This is a genomic window from Hoeflea prorocentri (genome assembly GCF_027944115.1).
In the GTDB taxonomy this organism is placed as follows: Bacteria; Pseudomonadota; Alphaproteobacteria; order Rhizobiales; family Rhizobiaceae; genus Hoeflea_A; species Hoeflea_A prorocentri.
This window is the reverse complement of the sequence record NZ_JAPJZI010000001.1, coordinates 3,983,564-3,998,389: the sequence shown is the minus strand read 5'-3', so window position 1 is coordinate 3,998,389 and position 14,826 is coordinate 3,983,564. Positions and strand designations below refer to the sequence as shown.

At 58.6% G+C, this 14,826-nt stretch carries 15 protein-coding genes; 10 read left to right on the top strand and 5 right to left on the bottom strand.

The features are described 5' to 3' along the window. Positions 1-25: 25 nt before the first annotated feature. Positions 26-802: a bifunctional demethylmenaquinone methyltransferase/2-methoxy-6-polyprenyl-1,4-benzoquinol methylase UbiE gene (ubiE, locus tag OQ273_RS18795; protein ID WP_267992343.1), complete on the bottom strand. Its 777-nt coding sequence runs from the start codon at positions 800-802 to the stop codon at positions 26-28. A gap of 142 nt (positions 803-944) precedes the next feature. Here ubiE and mutM point away from each other — a divergent pair, with 142 nt between their 5' ends. The 7 genes from mutM (at position 945) to moeB (ending at position 8,734) form a co-directional block, all read left to right on the top strand. Next, complete coding sequence (mutM, locus tag OQ273_RS18790; protein ID WP_267992341.1) at positions 945-1,826, top strand: bifunctional DNA-formamidopyrimidine glycosylase/DNA-(apurinic or apyrimidinic site) lyase; 882 nt, start codon at positions 945-947, stop codon at positions 1,824-1,826. A 37-nt stretch (positions 1,827-1,863) separates the two neighbouring features. Beyond that, positions 1,864-2,637, top strand: a complete 774-nt coding sequence (locus OQ273_RS18785) for an enoyl-CoA hydratase (protein ID WP_267992339.1) — start codon at positions 1,864-1,866, stop codon at positions 2,635-2,637. A 150-nt stretch (positions 2,638-2,787) separates the two neighbouring features. After that, the gene (gene rpsT / locus OQ273_RS18780; RefSeq protein ID WP_267992337.1) at positions 2,788-3,054 is read left to right on the top strand and encodes a 30S ribosomal protein S20; all 267 of its coding nucleotides are present in this window, start codon (positions 2,788-2,790) and stop codon (positions 3,052-3,054) included. 868 nt (positions 3,055-3,922) lie between these two features. Next, the gene (dnaA, locus tag OQ273_RS18775) at positions 3,923-5,362 is read left to right on the top strand and encodes a chromosomal replication initiator protein DnaA (RefSeq protein WP_425493393.1); all 1,440 of its coding nucleotides are present in this window, start codon (positions 3,923-3,925) and stop codon (positions 5,360-5,362) included. 293 nt (positions 5,363-5,655) lie between these two features. After that, positions 5,656-6,774 carry a DNA polymerase III subunit beta gene (dnaN, locus tag OQ273_RS18770; protein WP_267992333.1) on the top strand — a complete coding sequence of 373 codons (1,119 nt, stop codon included), beginning with the start codon at positions 5,656-5,658 and terminating at the stop codon, positions 6,772-6,774. A gap of 13 nt (positions 6,775-6,787) precedes the next feature. Then, positions 6,788-7,921 (top strand): DNA replication/repair protein RecF, encoded by a 1,134-nt coding sequence (recF, locus tag OQ273_RS18765; RefSeq protein ID WP_267992331.1) that lies wholly within the window; start codon positions 6,788-6,790, stop codon positions 7,919-7,921. A 54-nt stretch (positions 7,922-7,975) separates the two neighbouring features. Beyond that, complete coding sequence (gene moeB / locus OQ273_RS18760) at positions 7,976-8,734, top strand: molybdopterin-synthase adenylyltransferase MoeB (protein ID WP_267992329.1); 759 nt, start codon at positions 7,976-7,978, stop codon at positions 8,732-8,734. A gap of 16 nt (positions 8,735-8,750) precedes the next feature. On the opposite strand, the gene OQ273_RS18755 is transcribed toward moeB, so the two are convergent. Beyond that, positions 8,751-9,752 (bottom strand): 2-hydroxyacid dehydrogenase, encoded by a 1,002-nt coding sequence (locus OQ273_RS18755; RefSeq protein ID WP_267992327.1) that lies wholly within the window; start codon positions 9,750-9,752, stop codon positions 8,751-8,753. A gap of 234 nt (positions 9,753-9,986) precedes the next feature. On the opposite strand from OQ273_RS18755, the gene OQ273_RS18750 reads away from it, so the two are divergent. Then, on the top strand, positions 9,987-10,505 hold the full coding sequence (locus OQ273_RS18750) for an SH3 domain-containing protein (RefSeq protein WP_267993150.1): 519 nt from the start codon (positions 9,987-9,989) through the stop codon (positions 10,503-10,505). 55 nt (positions 10,506-10,560) lie between these two features. Here the strand turns inward: OQ273_RS18750 and OQ273_RS18745 are convergent, their stop codons facing one another. Then, positions 10,561-10,695, bottom strand: coding sequence for a hypothetical protein (locus OQ273_RS18745; RefSeq protein ID WP_267992325.1), 135 nt, complete (start codon positions 10,693-10,695; stop codon positions 10,561-10,563). Positions 10,696-10,719: 24 nt separating this feature from the next. Between OQ273_RS18745 and OQ273_RS18740 the strand changes: the two genes are divergently transcribed. Further along, on the top strand, positions 10,720-11,094 hold the full coding sequence (locus tag OQ273_RS18740; protein WP_267992323.1) for a DUF805 domain-containing protein: 375 nt from the start codon (positions 10,720-10,722) through the stop codon (positions 11,092-11,094). On the opposite strand, the gene OQ273_RS18735 is transcribed toward OQ273_RS18740, so the two are convergent. Next, entirely contained in the window at positions 11,091-11,663 is a 573-nt protein-coding gene (locus tag OQ273_RS18735) for a TetR/AcrR family transcriptional regulator (protein WP_267992321.1), read from the bottom strand. The two genes, OQ273_RS18740 and OQ273_RS18735, sit on opposite strands and share 4 nt — an antisense overlap. A 294-nt stretch (positions 11,664-11,957) precedes the next feature. On the opposite strand from OQ273_RS18735, the gene OQ273_RS18730 reads away from it, so the two are divergent. Continuing rightward, a complete protein-coding gene (locus OQ273_RS18730) occupies positions 11,958-13,172 on the top strand; it encodes an adenylate/guanylate cyclase domain-containing protein (protein ID WP_267992319.1) in 1,215 nt (404 codons plus the stop codon). Between the two features lie 24 nt (positions 13,173-13,196). Here the strand turns inward: OQ273_RS18730 and OQ273_RS18725 are convergent, their stop codons facing one another. Continuing rightward, on the bottom strand, positions 13,197-14,795 hold the full coding sequence (locus OQ273_RS18725; protein ID WP_267992317.1) for a GMC family oxidoreductase: 1,599 nt from the start codon (positions 14,793-14,795) through the stop codon (positions 13,197-13,199). Between the last annotated feature and the right edge of the window lie 31 nt (positions 14,796-14,826).

Genomic DNA, 14,826 nt, shown 5'->3' with positions numbered 1-14,826 from the left:
GATGCCTGGGTTGCGTTGACGATGTTTAGAGCTTCCAGCCCGAATGAAGGGCGGCGATGCCGCCGGTATAGTTGGTCCACTTGACCCGCGATAGACCCGCCGCTTCGATCATCGCGGCGAAATTGCGCTGGTCTGGAAATTTGCGGATTGATTCCACCAGGTAACGGTAGGGTTCGCTGTCTCCGGTGATCGCCCGCCCGAATTGCGGAATGGCATTAAAGGACCAGGCATCGTAGACCTTCTCCATAATCGGCATGTCGACATCCGAGAATTCCAGGCACAGGAACCGGCCGCCGCGCCGCAAGACCCGGTGCGCTTCGCTCAATGCCTTGTCGATGCGCGGCACGTTGCGGATGCCGAAGGCGATCGTGTAGGCGTCGAAACTTTTGTCTTCAAACGGCAGCTCTTCGGCATTGGCTTCGACGAATTCGAGACGGTCGGCGAGTTTCTTCTTTTCCGCCCGCTGCCGTCCGACATCCAGCATCGAGCCGTTGATGTCGAGGACGGTCACGCCGGCCAGACGGTCGGACGCTTCAACAATCCTGAAGGCGATATCGCCCGTGCCTCCGGCGACATCAAGCGTCTTGTAATCGCTGTCCTTGCGAGGATTGAGGGCATTGATCATCGCATCTTTCCAAAGGCGATGCATGCCCAGCGACATTACGTCATTCATGATGTCATAACGTCTCGCCACACCATGAAAGACATTGTCGACGAGGCCCTGTTTTTCGCCCTGGCCGACATCGGTAAATCCGTAGGATGTTTCCATTCCACCGGCGGCTGATATGCGTGTTTCGGACATGATAGGAACCCCGGTACTCAATTCGGCCCGAACAATAGCCTAAGGCACAAAGATGCGCTATCAGGCTGGTGCGCGATGCGGTGCGGCAAAGTCGCGCCGCTTATAGGTCAACTCCATCCGAAAGCCAACGCAACGAGGCCCGATGCCAGAATTGCCCGAAGTCGAAACGGTTCGCCGCGGCCTGCAGCCGGCGATGGAGGGCGCCGTGCTGCGCCGCCTCGAACAGCGCCGCCCCGATCTGCGTTTTGCGCTGCCGGAGAATTTCGCCGAGCGCCTGGAAGGCCGCCGCATTGTGTCTTTGCGCCGCCGCGCCAAATATCTTCTTGTCCATTTCGACGATGAAAGCGTCCTTATATCGCACCTTGGCATGTCCGGCTCCTATCATGTGGCTGATGCCGGCACGCCCGGACAATTCCACCACGACCGCAGCAAGGATGAAAAGCACGATCATGTCGTCTTCGAACTGGACGGGCCGGACGGCAGAGCCCGCGTGATTTACAACGACCCGAGGCGTTTCGGCTTCATGCTGCTGACCAGCGAGGAGGCGCTCGATGATCACCCCTTGATCCGCGATCTTGGCGTCGAGCCGACGGGCAATGCGCTTAGCGCGCAATATCTGGCCGGGCGTTTTGCCGGTAAGAAGGCACCGCTGAAAGCAGCGCTTCTCGATCAGAAAATCATTGCCGGGCTCGGCAATATATATGTGTGCGAGGCGTTGTGGCGCGCGCACTTGTCTCCGCGCCGGGCCGCCCGCACCCTAGTCACCGGCGCCGGTGCGCCCGTAGCGCGGCTGGAGGACCTGACCCGTGCCATCCGCGCGGTCATCGATGCGGCGATTGCCGCAGGCGGCTCGTCATTGCGCGATCATCGTCAGGCCGACGGAACACTCGGCTATTTCCAGCACAGTTTCAGCACATACGACCGGGAGGGAGAGCCTTGCGCCCGGTCCGGCTGTGGGGGATATATCCGGCGTATCGTCCAGAGCGGGCGCTCGACATTCTTCTGTCCGGCCTGCCAGCGTTGAGCGGCCGCGTCATGCATTTTTAGGAAGGAAATCGAAGATGACATACGAAACCATCAAGGTCGAAACCCGTGGCGGCGTGGGCCTTGTCACCTTGGACCGCCCGAAAGCGCTCAATGCGCTCAACTCGACCCTGATGGCCGAGTTGCTCGAGGCGCTTCAGGCGTTTGACCGGGATGCAAAGATTGGTGCGGTGGTCATAACCGGTTCCGCAAAGGCGTTTGCCGCCGGCGCTGACATCAAGGAGATGCAGGCGCTGGATTTTGTCGACGCCTATATGCGCGATTTCATCGGCGGCTGGAATGATGTCAGCACTGTTCGCAAGCCGATGATCGCCGCCGTGGCGGGCTATGCGCTGGGCGGCGGTTGCGAGCTTGCCATGATGTGCGATTTCATCATCGCCGCCGATACGGCCAGGTTCGGACAGCCGGAAATCACGCTTGGAACAATTCCGGGAATGGGCGGCACCCAGCGGCTGACGCGCGCGGTCGGCAAGGCCAAGGCAATGGACCTGTGCCTGACCGGCCGGATGATGGATGCCGAGGAGGCGGAACGCGCTGGTCTCGTCGCCCGCATCGTTCCCGCAAACGAGTTGATCGAGACGGCGATCAAGGCTGCCGAAACCATCGCAGGGTTTTCCCAGCCATCGGTCCGCATGGCCAAGGAAAGCGTCGACCGTGCCTTCGAATTGACGCTTGCGGAAGGTATTCTTTTTGAGCGCCGCCTGTTCCATTCGCTGTTTGCGACTGAGGACCAGAAGGAAGGTATGACCGCATTCTCCGAGAAACGCAAAGCGCAGTTCAAGAACCGTTGACGGCACCGGACTTTCCGGCTATATGCCCGGCACGGATTTGGTGGCCCATGTGGCCACCTCAATTTTTTCAGCTCCTGTCGCGTTACTTGCGGGCTATTCAAGCCCGAACAGTCGATGTGGAGTGATGCAGGAACGCAAAGAGAGAAATCGATGGCCAACACAGCCTCGGCAAAAAAGGCGACCCGCAAGATCGCCCGGCGCACTGAAGTCAACAAGAACCGCCGCTCGAGAGTTCGCGGTTTCATCCGCAAGGTCGAAGAGGCCATCGCCTCCGGCGACAAGGACGCGGCGGCGGACGCTCTTCGCAAGGCGCAGCCTGAATTGATGCGCGCCGCTACAAAGGGCGTCGTTCACCGCAACACCGCATCGCGGAAAGTTTCGCGCCTGGCACGCCGCGTAAAGGCAATCAGCGCCTAATTGCAATCATTTAGCCTGATCTTCATGAGCCTGGCCTTTGGCCGGGCTTTTCTCGTGGCGTGATGTCGTTGTAATATCACTGTAATATTCGCCCGCGCGCGGCAAATTTAAAAACAAGTATTTAATATAAAAAACAAGTACTTATAAGAGGAATGAAAATCACTGTCGCACCGTTGGAGAACTCTCTGATCCAAATTCGAGTCAAGCGGTTTTTTTTCTTTTTTTCTTTTTGATGTTGCCGTGTTGCCCGCCTCTCAAAAAAGCCGTTGATTCCAAATGCGTTATGCCAAGGCGCACAGGATGCACGTCTAAGCCGCATGGCATCCAACGGCTCAGCTCGTCGGATTCTTCGCTGAGCGTGCCTTGACCTCAGAGCGTTAACGTTGCCTTAATGCGCCTGCATGGAGGTCGCAAACAGTTAAGTTCTGATTATCGAAAGCCGCTGCATATCGCAGTCGTTTTCATGTTTTCATCCTCAATGCAGTGCTCGCATTCAGCGGCACGATTCATCTAAATTTCCCGGTCGTCGCTCGGGCTTGTTGGCCCGGGCAAGGGGACATTTGTGCGTTTTTTTGGATGCACATTGACCGGGAGCAGGACGCGCCAGGTGATCCGTAGCACCTTGTGCGGCCAGACGCGGTAGCTCTGACGGAGACAGAAAGGGGTCAGTACTCAGTAAAGTTTGGGGTTTGTTCGTAAAACAGCAAGTTCGGCCGTTTTGGCCGGCAATAAAAACGACACAGGAGAAGGCTAGATGCGAGGACTATCGGGAGTACAGGTGCGCATGGATATGCGGGCGACCAGGAATGCCGCACCACCTCCTGCCAGCAGCAAGGCCGATCCATCGACGGAGACGGGGAAATCAAACATGGCGAATGACGTACTCTTCGGACGGGTTCAGACCCGGCTGAAGGCGCAGGTCGGTCCTGACGTATTTTCGAGCTGGTTCGGCCGGCTCAAATTGGAATCCATATCGAATAGTAATGTGCGTCTTTCGGTACCCACGACCTTTCTGAGGTCCTGGATCAACAATCGCTATCTGGATCTTTTGACCCAGCTCTTTTCCGAGGAGAACGGCGCTATCGACAAGGTCGAAATCGTTGTGCGTTCCGCAACGCGCGGAAACCGGCTTATCCAATCGTCGGAAATCTCGGATGTGCAGCAATCAACGGGCGCAAACGCGCAGGCTGGAAAGGCTCCGTGTATGCCGCGCGCCGTTGCCAAGGCGAAACAGACACAGATGCGACCGGCAGAAGGCAATTCTGTTTCCGGCTCGCCGCTGGATGGACGTTATTCCTTTGGCACTTTCGTGGAAGGGTCTTCAAACAGGGTCGCCCTGGCGGCAGCCAAGACGATTGCCGAAGCCGGCAGCAGCGCCGTGCGCTTCAACCCGCTCTTTATTCACTCAAATGTCGGTCTGGGAAAGACACACCTCCTGCAGGCCATCGCACTTGCCGCAAATGAGAGCGAGCGCAAGCCGCGGGTTGTCTATCTGACCGCTGAATACTTCATGTGGCGTTTTGCAACGGCTATCCGTGACAATGATGCTCTGTCTTTCAAGGAGTCGCTGCGCAATATCGACCTGCTTGTGATCGACGATATGCAGTTCCTCCAGGGCAAGTCGATACAGCATGAATTCTGTCATCTTCTCAATATGTTACTGGATTCGGCCCGTCAGGTTGTCGTCGCTGCGGACCGCGCCCCTTGGGAGCTGGAGTCGCTTGATGCGCGGGTGCGTTCCCGATTGCAGGGCGGCGTTGCCATAGAAATCGAGGCGCCTGATTACGAGATGCGGCTCGAAATTCTCAAACGTCGTCTCGCCGCCGCACAGCAGGAGGATAGTTCCCTCGATATTCCGACCGAAATCCTCGCTCATGTGGCACGGCACGTGACGTCGAGCGGCCGGGAGCTTGAGGGAGCCTTCAACCAGCTCCTGTTCCGCCGCTCCTTCGAACCGTCTCTTTCGATTGACCGGGTCGATGAATTGCTCGGGCATCTGGTCAATGCCGGTGAACCCAAGCGTGTCCGCATCGAAGATATCCAGCGTATCGTTTCACGCCACTACAATGTGTCGCGCCAGGAAATGATCTCCAACAGGCGTACGCGCACCATCGTGAAGCCCCGGCAGATCGCCATGTTCCTGTCCAAGACCATGACGCCGCGCTCCTTCCCGGAGATTGGCCGGCGCTTCGGCGGACGCGATCACACAACCGTCCTTCATGCGGTCAGAAAGATCGAAGGTCTTCTTGAGCAGGATACCAAGCTTTCCCATGAGGTTGAGCTTCTGCGCCGTCTGATCAGCGAATAAGCGACGATCTTTCGAGCCATTGCTGTCCGAATGCGGGCTCCGCTGCAGCGGAGCCCGTTTCTTTTGCGCAAACAACAGCCTCGGGTTCACTTTATCCCCAGAAAGCCGGTTTTCCCGGTAAAAGGCAGGCATGGTGAACTTGCGCACTGTGCGTTAAATCTGGCATTTTGCTTGTCCCGGTATGAAAGTCCCGGTATCGCCGAGAACTACGGCTTGTCGATCATCCGGCAGCCGGGCACAGTTCGGGCGACAGCCGGACTCAATCAGAGCAACAGGATTTGGTGTCTAGAACCATGCGTGTAACCATCGAGCGTTCCAATCTGCTGAAATCACTCAATCATGTGCACCGGGTTGTCGAACGGCGTAACACCATTCCGATCCTGTCCAACGTCCTGTTGAAAGCCGACGGCACGTCTCTGGATCTCAAGGCAACGGATCTTGATCTCGAAGTGACGGAAGCGACCGCCGCCAATGTCGAGCAGGCCGGCTCCACCACGGTGCCGGCGCACCTGCTTTACGACATCGTTCGCAAACTGCCGGATGGCGCCGAGGTCATGCTCGCCGTCGAGCCGGACGGCGGCAGCATGTCGGTCGTATCGGGTCGCTCCAAATTCTCGCTGCAGTGCCTGCCGGAATCTGATTTTCCGGATTTGACGGCCGGCGATTTCAGCCACACCTTCCGGCTTCAGTCGACCGATCTGAAAATGCTGATCGACCGTACACAGTTCGCCATTTCCACAGAGGAAACGCGCTATTACCTCAACGGCATCTTCGTGCACACGATAGAGGAAGAGGGCGGTTTGAAACTGCGGGCCGTTGCGACCGATGGCCACAGGCTGGCCCGCGCCGATGTCGATGCACCGTCCGGCTCGGAAGGAATGCCCGGCATCATCGTGCCGCGCAAAACCGTCGGCGAGTTGCAGAAGCTGGTTGACGATCCGGACCTGTCCGTGACGGTTGAAGTGTCGGAGGCCAAGATCAGGTTCACCATCGGCAGTGTGCTTTTGACATCCAAGCTGATCGACGGAACCTTCCCCGATTACCAACGTGTCATCCCGTCGGGCAATGACAAGGAACTGACCGTCGATTGCGCACCTTTTGCCGCAGCGGTCGATCGTGTGTCGACCATTTCCTCCGAACGGGGCCGTGCGGTCAAGCTTGCACTGGCCGAAGGCCTGCTGACGCTGACGGTCAACAATCCCGATTCCGGCAGCGCCACGGAAGAACTGGCCGTCGGTTACAAGAATGAGGATCTGGAGATAGGTTTCAACGCGAAATATCTTCTCGATATCACGGCCCAGTTCAGCGGCGCGGAAGCGGTTTTCCTGTTTGCCGATCCCGGGTCTCCGACGCTGGTGCGTGACGTAGCGGAAGACAGCGCGCTTTATGTGTTGATGCCCATGCGTGTGTGACACGGATGACGATGTGAACGCCGTCTGTCTCACCCGTCTGAAACTCAACGACTTTCGAAATTATACTCAGCTTGCACTCGATCTCGACCGGCGCCACGTTGTGCTGACCGGAGAGAACGGAGCCGGCAAAACCAATCTCATGGAGGCGGTATCCCTGCTGTCGCCGGGCAGGGGGCTGCGGCGCGCATCCTATGCGGAGATGGTCCGCAAGGGTGCGGCAAACGGCTTTACGGTCTTCGCATCGCTCGACGGAATGGATGGCAGCGTCGATATTGGAACGTCAGCCGGGTCGGATGGCGACGGTGGCGGCTCGGGCCGCCGCCTCAAGATCAACGGGACAGTGGCCCGCACCAATGACGAGCTTCTCGATCACCTGCGCATACTGTGGCTGACACCGGCGATGGACGGCCTGTTTACCGGCTCAGCGTCGGACCGCCGCCGCTTTCTCGACCGCCAGGTGCTGGCAATCGATCCGGGTCACGGTCGCCGCGTGCTTGATTACGAGCGCGCCATGCGCAGCCGCAACCGTTTGCTTTCCGAGGGGCGGATGGATCCGTCCTGGCTCGGCGGGATCGAGGCGCAGATGGCGGAATTTGCCGTCGCCATCGCCCATGCGCGTCGTGAACTTGTGGCCATGCTCGGAAAGCTGATCGAGGAACGGGACGAGGGAGGCCCGTTTCCGAAGGCAGACCTGTCGCTAACCGATTTTCTCGGCGAAACCGGCGGAGACACCGCCGATGATCAGGAAGAAGCGCTGATCGGCCATCTGGCCGAAATGCGCGGGCGTGATGCAGCGGCAGGCAGGACGCTGACCGGCCCGCATCGCTCCGACCTTCAGGTGCGCCACCGCGACAAGGACATGGAAGCCGAACGCTGTTCGACCGGTGAGCAGAAGGCGCTTCTTATCGGCCTCGTGCTTGCACATGCCCGGTTGACCGCCGAGATTTGCGGCCACGCTCCGGTTCTGCTTCTTGACGAGATCGCGGCCCATCTCGACGAAGGCCGGCGGGCGGCCCTGTTCGACCTGGTTGATGCTCTGGGCGGTCAAGCCTTCATGACCGGGACTGACCGGGCAATGTTCTCCGCCCTTGAAGAGCGTGCTCTTTATCTCAAGGTCAGCGCCGGGGCGGTGGAGGTGCTGGACTGAAACTCTCACACTGCGCCTTGACCCGACCGTGCTTGATCCTGTTATTGAAAAACCATGAATGATGCCCCTCTCACACCCCAGGAGCTGGAACGCTACGCGCGTCATATCGTGCTTGCGGAAATCGGCGGACCCGGTCAGCAGAAGCTGAAGAATGCCCGCGTGCTGGTGATTGGCGCCGGAGGCCTCGGATCTCCCGTCCTGGAATATCTTTCCGCGGCCGGAGTCGGGACGCTTGGCGTTGTCGATGACGACACGGTTTCGCTTTCAAACCTGCAGCGCCAGGTGTTGCATGACACGGGCGCCGTTGGCGAGGAAAAGACCAAAAGTGCTGCGGGCGCAATTGCGCGCATCAACCCCAATGTCAGCGTGGAACAGCACAACGTCAGGATCGATCCGGCAAATGCCGCCGATATTCTCGGGCGCTATGACATTGTGGCCGACGGGTCTGACAATTTTGACACCCGGTATCTGATGGCGGATCAGTGCGCAGCGCTGAAGCGGCCCCTGGTGACGGCAGCCGTTGGACGGTTTGACGGATCGGTGACAGTGCTCAAACCCTATGAAAAAGATGCCGAGGGCCGCGCCAACCCGTCCTATCGGGATCTCTTCCCCTCGCCGCCGCCGCCCGGCCTTTTGCCGAGTTGCGCGGAAGCCGGTCTTGTCGGAGCGTTGACCGGTGTGGTTGGCACGCTTCAGGCCATGGAAGTCATCAAGCTGATCACCGGCATCGGAGATCCGCTGATCGGGCGTCTCCTTCTCTACGACGCGCTCGCCGCGCGCTTCGACACAATCACCTATCGCTCCCGCGGCTGAGCTGGTTCCGTAGGGCTTATTGCTGTCCCGGCAGAACCCGGTCCGGAGGCCGGTGGCCGTCGAACAGGGTGCGGATATTGATGATTACCTTCTCGCCCATGTCGATGCGCCCTTCCAGAGTGGCGGATCCCATATGCGGCAAAATGACCACCCGGCCCTGCTCCGCCAGCCTCACAAGCTTGGGATTGACCGCCGGCTCGTGTTCGAACACATCGAGGCCGGCGCCCGCGATGCGGTTTTCCTGAAGGTTCTTGACCAGCGCGGCCTCATCGATGATCCCGCCGCGGGCGGTGTTGACGATAAAGGCTTCGGGGCGCAGCAGGTCCAGCCTGCGGGCGGACAGAAGATGGAATGTCGCCGGCGTGGACGGACAATTGACCGAGACGATATCGACCCGGGCAAGCATCTGATCGAGGCTTTCCCAATAGGTTGCTTCCAGGTCCTCTTCCGTGACCGGGTCCACCCGGTTGCGGTTATGATAGTGAATCGACAACCCAAAGGCCCTGGCGCGTCGCGCAACGGCTGTTCCGATCCTGCCCATGCCGACAATCCCGAGCCGTTTGCCCCAGATCCGGTGGCCCAGCATCCAGGTGGGTGACCAGCCGTTCCACTGCCCTTCACCCATGAGAATATTGGCGCCTTCCGTCAGCCGCCTAGGCACGGCGAGGATCAGAGCCATGGTCATATCGGCGGTGTCTTCGCTCAGAACGTTGGGTGTATTCGTAACGGCAATGCCTTTTCGGGCAGCCGCGTCGACATCGATATTGTCCGTTCCGTTGCCGAAATTGGCAATCAGCTTGAGGCTTTCGCCTGCCTGTTCGATCATGGCTGCATCGATCTGGTCGGTTACCGTCGGCACCAGCACGTCGGCCGTTTTCATCGCCTCGACCAGCTCATGCTGGGAGCGGGGGGCGTCCTCGATGTTCAGTTCCGCATCGAACAGCTCGCACATGCGGGTTTCCACAGGCTCGGGCAGTTTGCGGGTGATAAAGACCTTTGGTCTTTTTTTATTCGGCATTTCCTCAATCGGCCCCTTGTTGAGAGCTCTTTAACCATGGTGTGATAGTTCGGGGAATGCCCGGCCACACGTGATGTTTTTTACCAGACGAAAGCCTGAAGACAAAGCGGTCTCGTGCCATGCCGGAACGAAATTACAGATTGTGCCGACCGGTTGAAAGATGGCATTGAGGTTCGGTCAACTGCGCAGATGGAGGTCGCAATGAATGCCGCAACCGTCACAAGAACCTTGTGCATGGGTCTCGTTGCGACGATTATCGCTCTGTCCGGCGCTGCGGTAAGCCCGCCCGCCCTGGCCCAGAGTGCGGCAAAAGGCGCCAGTGGACTGCCGCTGCCTCGCTTTGTCAGCCTCAAGGCCCGGCGTGTCAATCTGCGAATCGGTCCGAGCCGCGATTATGCGGTGGAGTGGCTTTACACCCGGTCCGGCATACCCATGGAAATTATCCAGGAATACGATCATTGGCGCCGCGTGCGCGACCCTGACGGAACCGAAGGATGGATCCACAAATCGCTTCTGACCGGAGAGCGGACCGCCGTTGCAGCCCCCTGGCAACGTGGAAAGACCGGGGTCTACGTGATGTTGCGCGACGCGCCGCAAAGAGGCGGCACGCTTGTCGCCAAACTTGAGCCCGGTGTCGTCATCCAGATCGCCGAGTGCAATGGCAAATGGTGTCGGGGAACCGTTGCCGATGCGCGCGGATGGGTCTCGCAGGAAGAGATATGGGGCGCATATCCCGGCGAGGCGTTCAAGTAAGCCATGCTGACTGGGTTTCGCTGGCTTCTAAGTCTTAAAAAGTCATGGAAAGCGATCACTCTTCAATCAGCCTGTATTGTTCTGCAATCTGAGGCGAAATGAAGCCGTTCAACTGCGGCTTTTCTTTACCGGTTGCAAAGTCACCGATCAAAGATAAGTATAGAGGCGCCTGAAAACGGCGTTTCAGCATGATGTGCGCTTATCGGAGGGGACAATGACATTTACCCAGTCGGTGCGAACCGTTTTTTCCAACTATGTGAATTTCAGCGGGCGCGCCACGAGACCGGAGTTCTGGTGGTGGACATTATTCGTCTTCGTCCTGTCTCTGGTTCTGGAAGTTGTCGATGGTGTTGTGATCGCCCCGCTCCTCGGCTTTACAGTATTTGCTCAGGAAGCGGGAAGCCCGCTTGGTACGATCGCTGCGTTGGCGCTGCTGCTTCCGTCTCTCGCAGTGGGCGTTCGTCGCCTTCATGATATCGGGCGCTCGGGCTGGTGGCTATTGATTATCCTCATTCCCATTATCGGATTTCTGGTGCTGATTTACTGGCACATTCAGCCGAGCGAGGACGGCGTGAACCGATTCGGTTAATGCTTGTCGTCGACGTAACTTTGCAGCACCCGGGCAAATCGCAGAATAACCGTTTCGGCATGGTCCTGTGACAGCGAATCGAGCCCGACAACCCGCCGCAACGTCTCAAACCCCGTCATATGGGCGACAATCAGCGCTGCCCTTTGTTCCGCATCCTCGCCGCCAAGCCATTCGGCGAGCGGCAGGACAATCTGCCGGTGGATCGCCTTGCTGACCGTCTTGTTCACATAGGCGCTGCCGGCTGAGCGAATAAACGCCAGCGTCGGATCGGTGTCTTCACCCGCCACGTCCGACCGCGCGAAGAATGTCGCGGCGCGCTTGCCGAAGGTTTCCCGGTCGCCAGCCAGCAGGGCATCGATATTGAGTTCCGGCACCACGGCCTTGCGAAAGAGATTTTCCTTGGAGCCGAAATATCTGTTGACGAGAGCGGCATTTACTCCGGCCGCTGCCGTAATCTCGCGCAGACCTGCCGCATCGAATCCCTTTTCGATGAAAGTCCGTCTGGCGGCATTCAGTATCGCCTCTTTGGTTGTTTGCGAACTGCGTCTTCGTTCTTTGTCGTGTGCCATCGAGCGGTCGGTCCGTAGCCTTTCAAAAACCGGTCTTAGTGTCCAATCGGCACTTTGTGTGCCTGTTCTTTATTACCTTGCCGCCCGTTACCCTGGTCCGATCTGCGTCGGCGTCAATTCAACTCAAGGCAGTATGCTGAATACCAGATACCACATAACGTCGCTATAGCCTGTCTCCAATACCTGTGCGAGATCATCCCCATCTGCCGGTTGCTCTGCCCGCCATATCCGGCGCATGATGGCATCAGGCACGCAGGTCCGATCTTGATCATGCATCACAAGGGGAATTGCCGGATGTCCATTGGCCGGGACACGACTGTCTCAGCCGAGACGGAAAAGCGTAACGAGCAGCGCGCATTCGTCATCGGCCGTATCGTGCTCGGTTTGTCCATCATCGGCCATGTTTTCCAGGTCTTCCTGTTCATCTATCTGGACCGCGTTCCTCTGACGGTCGTCAATGTGTTGAGCGTCGCGGTGCTTGGTTTCGCCCTCCACCGGCTCCACTATGCGCGTCGGACCGGCTTCGCCTGGTGGGTCTTCATTGCGGAGCTGCTGATCAACAATATCATCACAACGGCGGTTCTGGGCGTTCCGGCAGGCTTCCTGGTCTATCCCATGATCGGCATCGGTCTTGGATCAGCAATTCCGTTCACTGCAAAACGCGTGCGACTTATCACGCTGCTGACAAGCTTCACCTTGATCTTGATCACTATCGCCGCAGTTGCCACTCTTGGTGCCTATGATCCGTTTGGCGACTTCAGAACAGCCCGTCTTTTGACGGCGAATATGGTCAATATGGCAATCGGCGCGGCGGCCGTCATGTGGTTCTATTCAACCGAGATTGCCCGCGCCGAGGATGCGCTGGAAACAGAATATCTTCGCTCAGAAGGGCTGCTTCTGACCATATTGCCGGAAAAAATCGCCCGGCGGATGAAATCCGGTGAAACGACAATTGCCGACACCTATCCGGATGTGACTGTTCTGTTTGCCGATATTGCGGGTTTTACACACCAGGCAGCGCACATGCCGGCGCGCGATCTGGTTGGCCTGCTTGATAATGTGTTTGAACGCTTCGACACGCTGGCCGAGACCGCACAGGTCGAAAAAATAAAAACCGTGGGAGATGCCTATATGGCAGTCGCCGGTCTGCCGGAACCGCGCCCCGATCATGCCGATGCGGCAGCGCGGCTGGCGCTTGATATGCTGGCGGCGGCCAGGTCAATCCGGCTGCCGAACGGCGAGCCGCTGCAATTGCGTATCGGTCTTAACTCCGGCGCGCTGATCGGCGGCGTCATCGGTGCGAAACGCATGACGTTCGATCTTTGGGGCGATGTGGTCAATACTGCGTCGCGCATGGAATCCACCGGTGAGATTGGCAAGGTCCAGATCAGCACGGCGACCCGCCAGCGCCTGTCTCCGGGTTTTCAGATCGCAGACCGCGGCACTGTCGACATCAAGGGCAAGGGTAAGATGCACACCTGGTTTCTTCTGCCGCAGGACGCAAAGTAGTGTATTGCCCGCCTTTACCGGCTCCTACCGGTCCTGCAGCATCATGTCGCTGGCCTTTTCGCCAATCATGATGGCCGGCGCGTTGGTATTGCCCGAGACGATTTCCGGCATGATCGAACAATCAGCGATGCGCAGGCCCTCAATGCCGTGGACTCTCAGCCTTGCATCGACCACGGATCCGTCATCATTGCCCATGCGGCAGGTGCCTGTCGGATGGTAGATGGTGGTGGATGCATTGCGGACCCAGTCGAGGATCGCATCGTCATCAACCGTTTCCGGACCGGGTCTGAACTCGCTGGCAATCTTGCCCGAAAGCGGCTTCTGCTCGGCAATCCGGCGGGCGATCTTCACGCCGTCCACGATCGTGCGGCAGTCGAGCGGAGTGGCGAGGTAATTTGGGTGGATCGTCGGATGGTCGGACGCCTTGCTGCTGCGAAGACGTATCTCTCCACGGCTCTCGGGCCGGAGCTGGCACACCGACATCGTAAAGGCGGAGAAAGGATGAACCCCTTCACCGGGGCTATCGGCCGACCAGGGCTGGATATGGAACTGGATGTCGGGTGTGGCGACCTCATCCCTTGTCTTGATGAATCCGGTTGCAAGGCTCGCCGCCATGGTCATCGGACCGGCACGGAACAGGATATATTTAAGGCCGATACGCGCCTGATTGAACAGGCTGCGCACCTCGTCATTCAGCGTCGGTTCGTTGCATTTGAAGACGAGCCGCGCCTGCAGGTGGTCCTGCAGGTTCTTTCCGACACCCGAAAGATCCGCCACCACGTCGATACCATGCTCGCGAAGCTGGTCAGCCTCGCCAAGACCTGACAGCATCATGATCTGCGGCGAGCCGATGGCACCAGCCGAAAGCACGATTTCCTTGTTTGCCTTGACCAAGCGTTCGGCCCCGCCGCGGTCCTTGAACCGGACTCCGCTGGCGCGTTTGCCGTCGAACACGATGTTCTGAACATGCGCCTTCGTGATGATTTGAAGGTTTTCCCGCTTCTTGACCGGATTAAGGTAGGCAACGGCTGCACTGCAGCGCCTGCCCTTCTTGGCGGTGAGCTGGAAATAGCCGACTCCTTCCTGGGTGGCTCCGTTGTAGTCCGTGTTGAATTCGTATCCGGCATTTTGTGCGGCTGCGACCCATGCATCGCAAATCGGACGCTTGAGCCGCATGTTGGACACATTCAGCGGGCCGTCGACACCGTGATAGTCATCCTCGCCGCGTTCCTGGTTCTCGGCACGCTTGAACAGCGGCAGCACGTCATCCCATCCCCAGCCGTCATTGCCCATCTGGCGCCAGCGATCGTAATCCTCGTGCTGGCCCCGCACATAAAGCAGGCCGTTGAGGGAAGACGATCCGCCAAGCACCTTGCCGCGTGGCCAATCGAGCGAGCGGCCGTTAAGACCGGGGTCCGGCTCGGTGCTGTAGCACCAGTCGACACTGGGGTTGTGCATTGTCTTGAAATAGCCGACCGGGATGTGGATCCACGGATTCAGATCGCGACCGCCAGCCTCGAGAAGGACCACCCGCACAGTCGGATCCGCAGACAGCCTGTTGGCCAGTACGCATCCCGCAGACCCAGCTCCGATAACGACATAATCGGCTTCAATAGTGTCCATTGGCATCGGTCCTTCGAAACATCTGTTGACC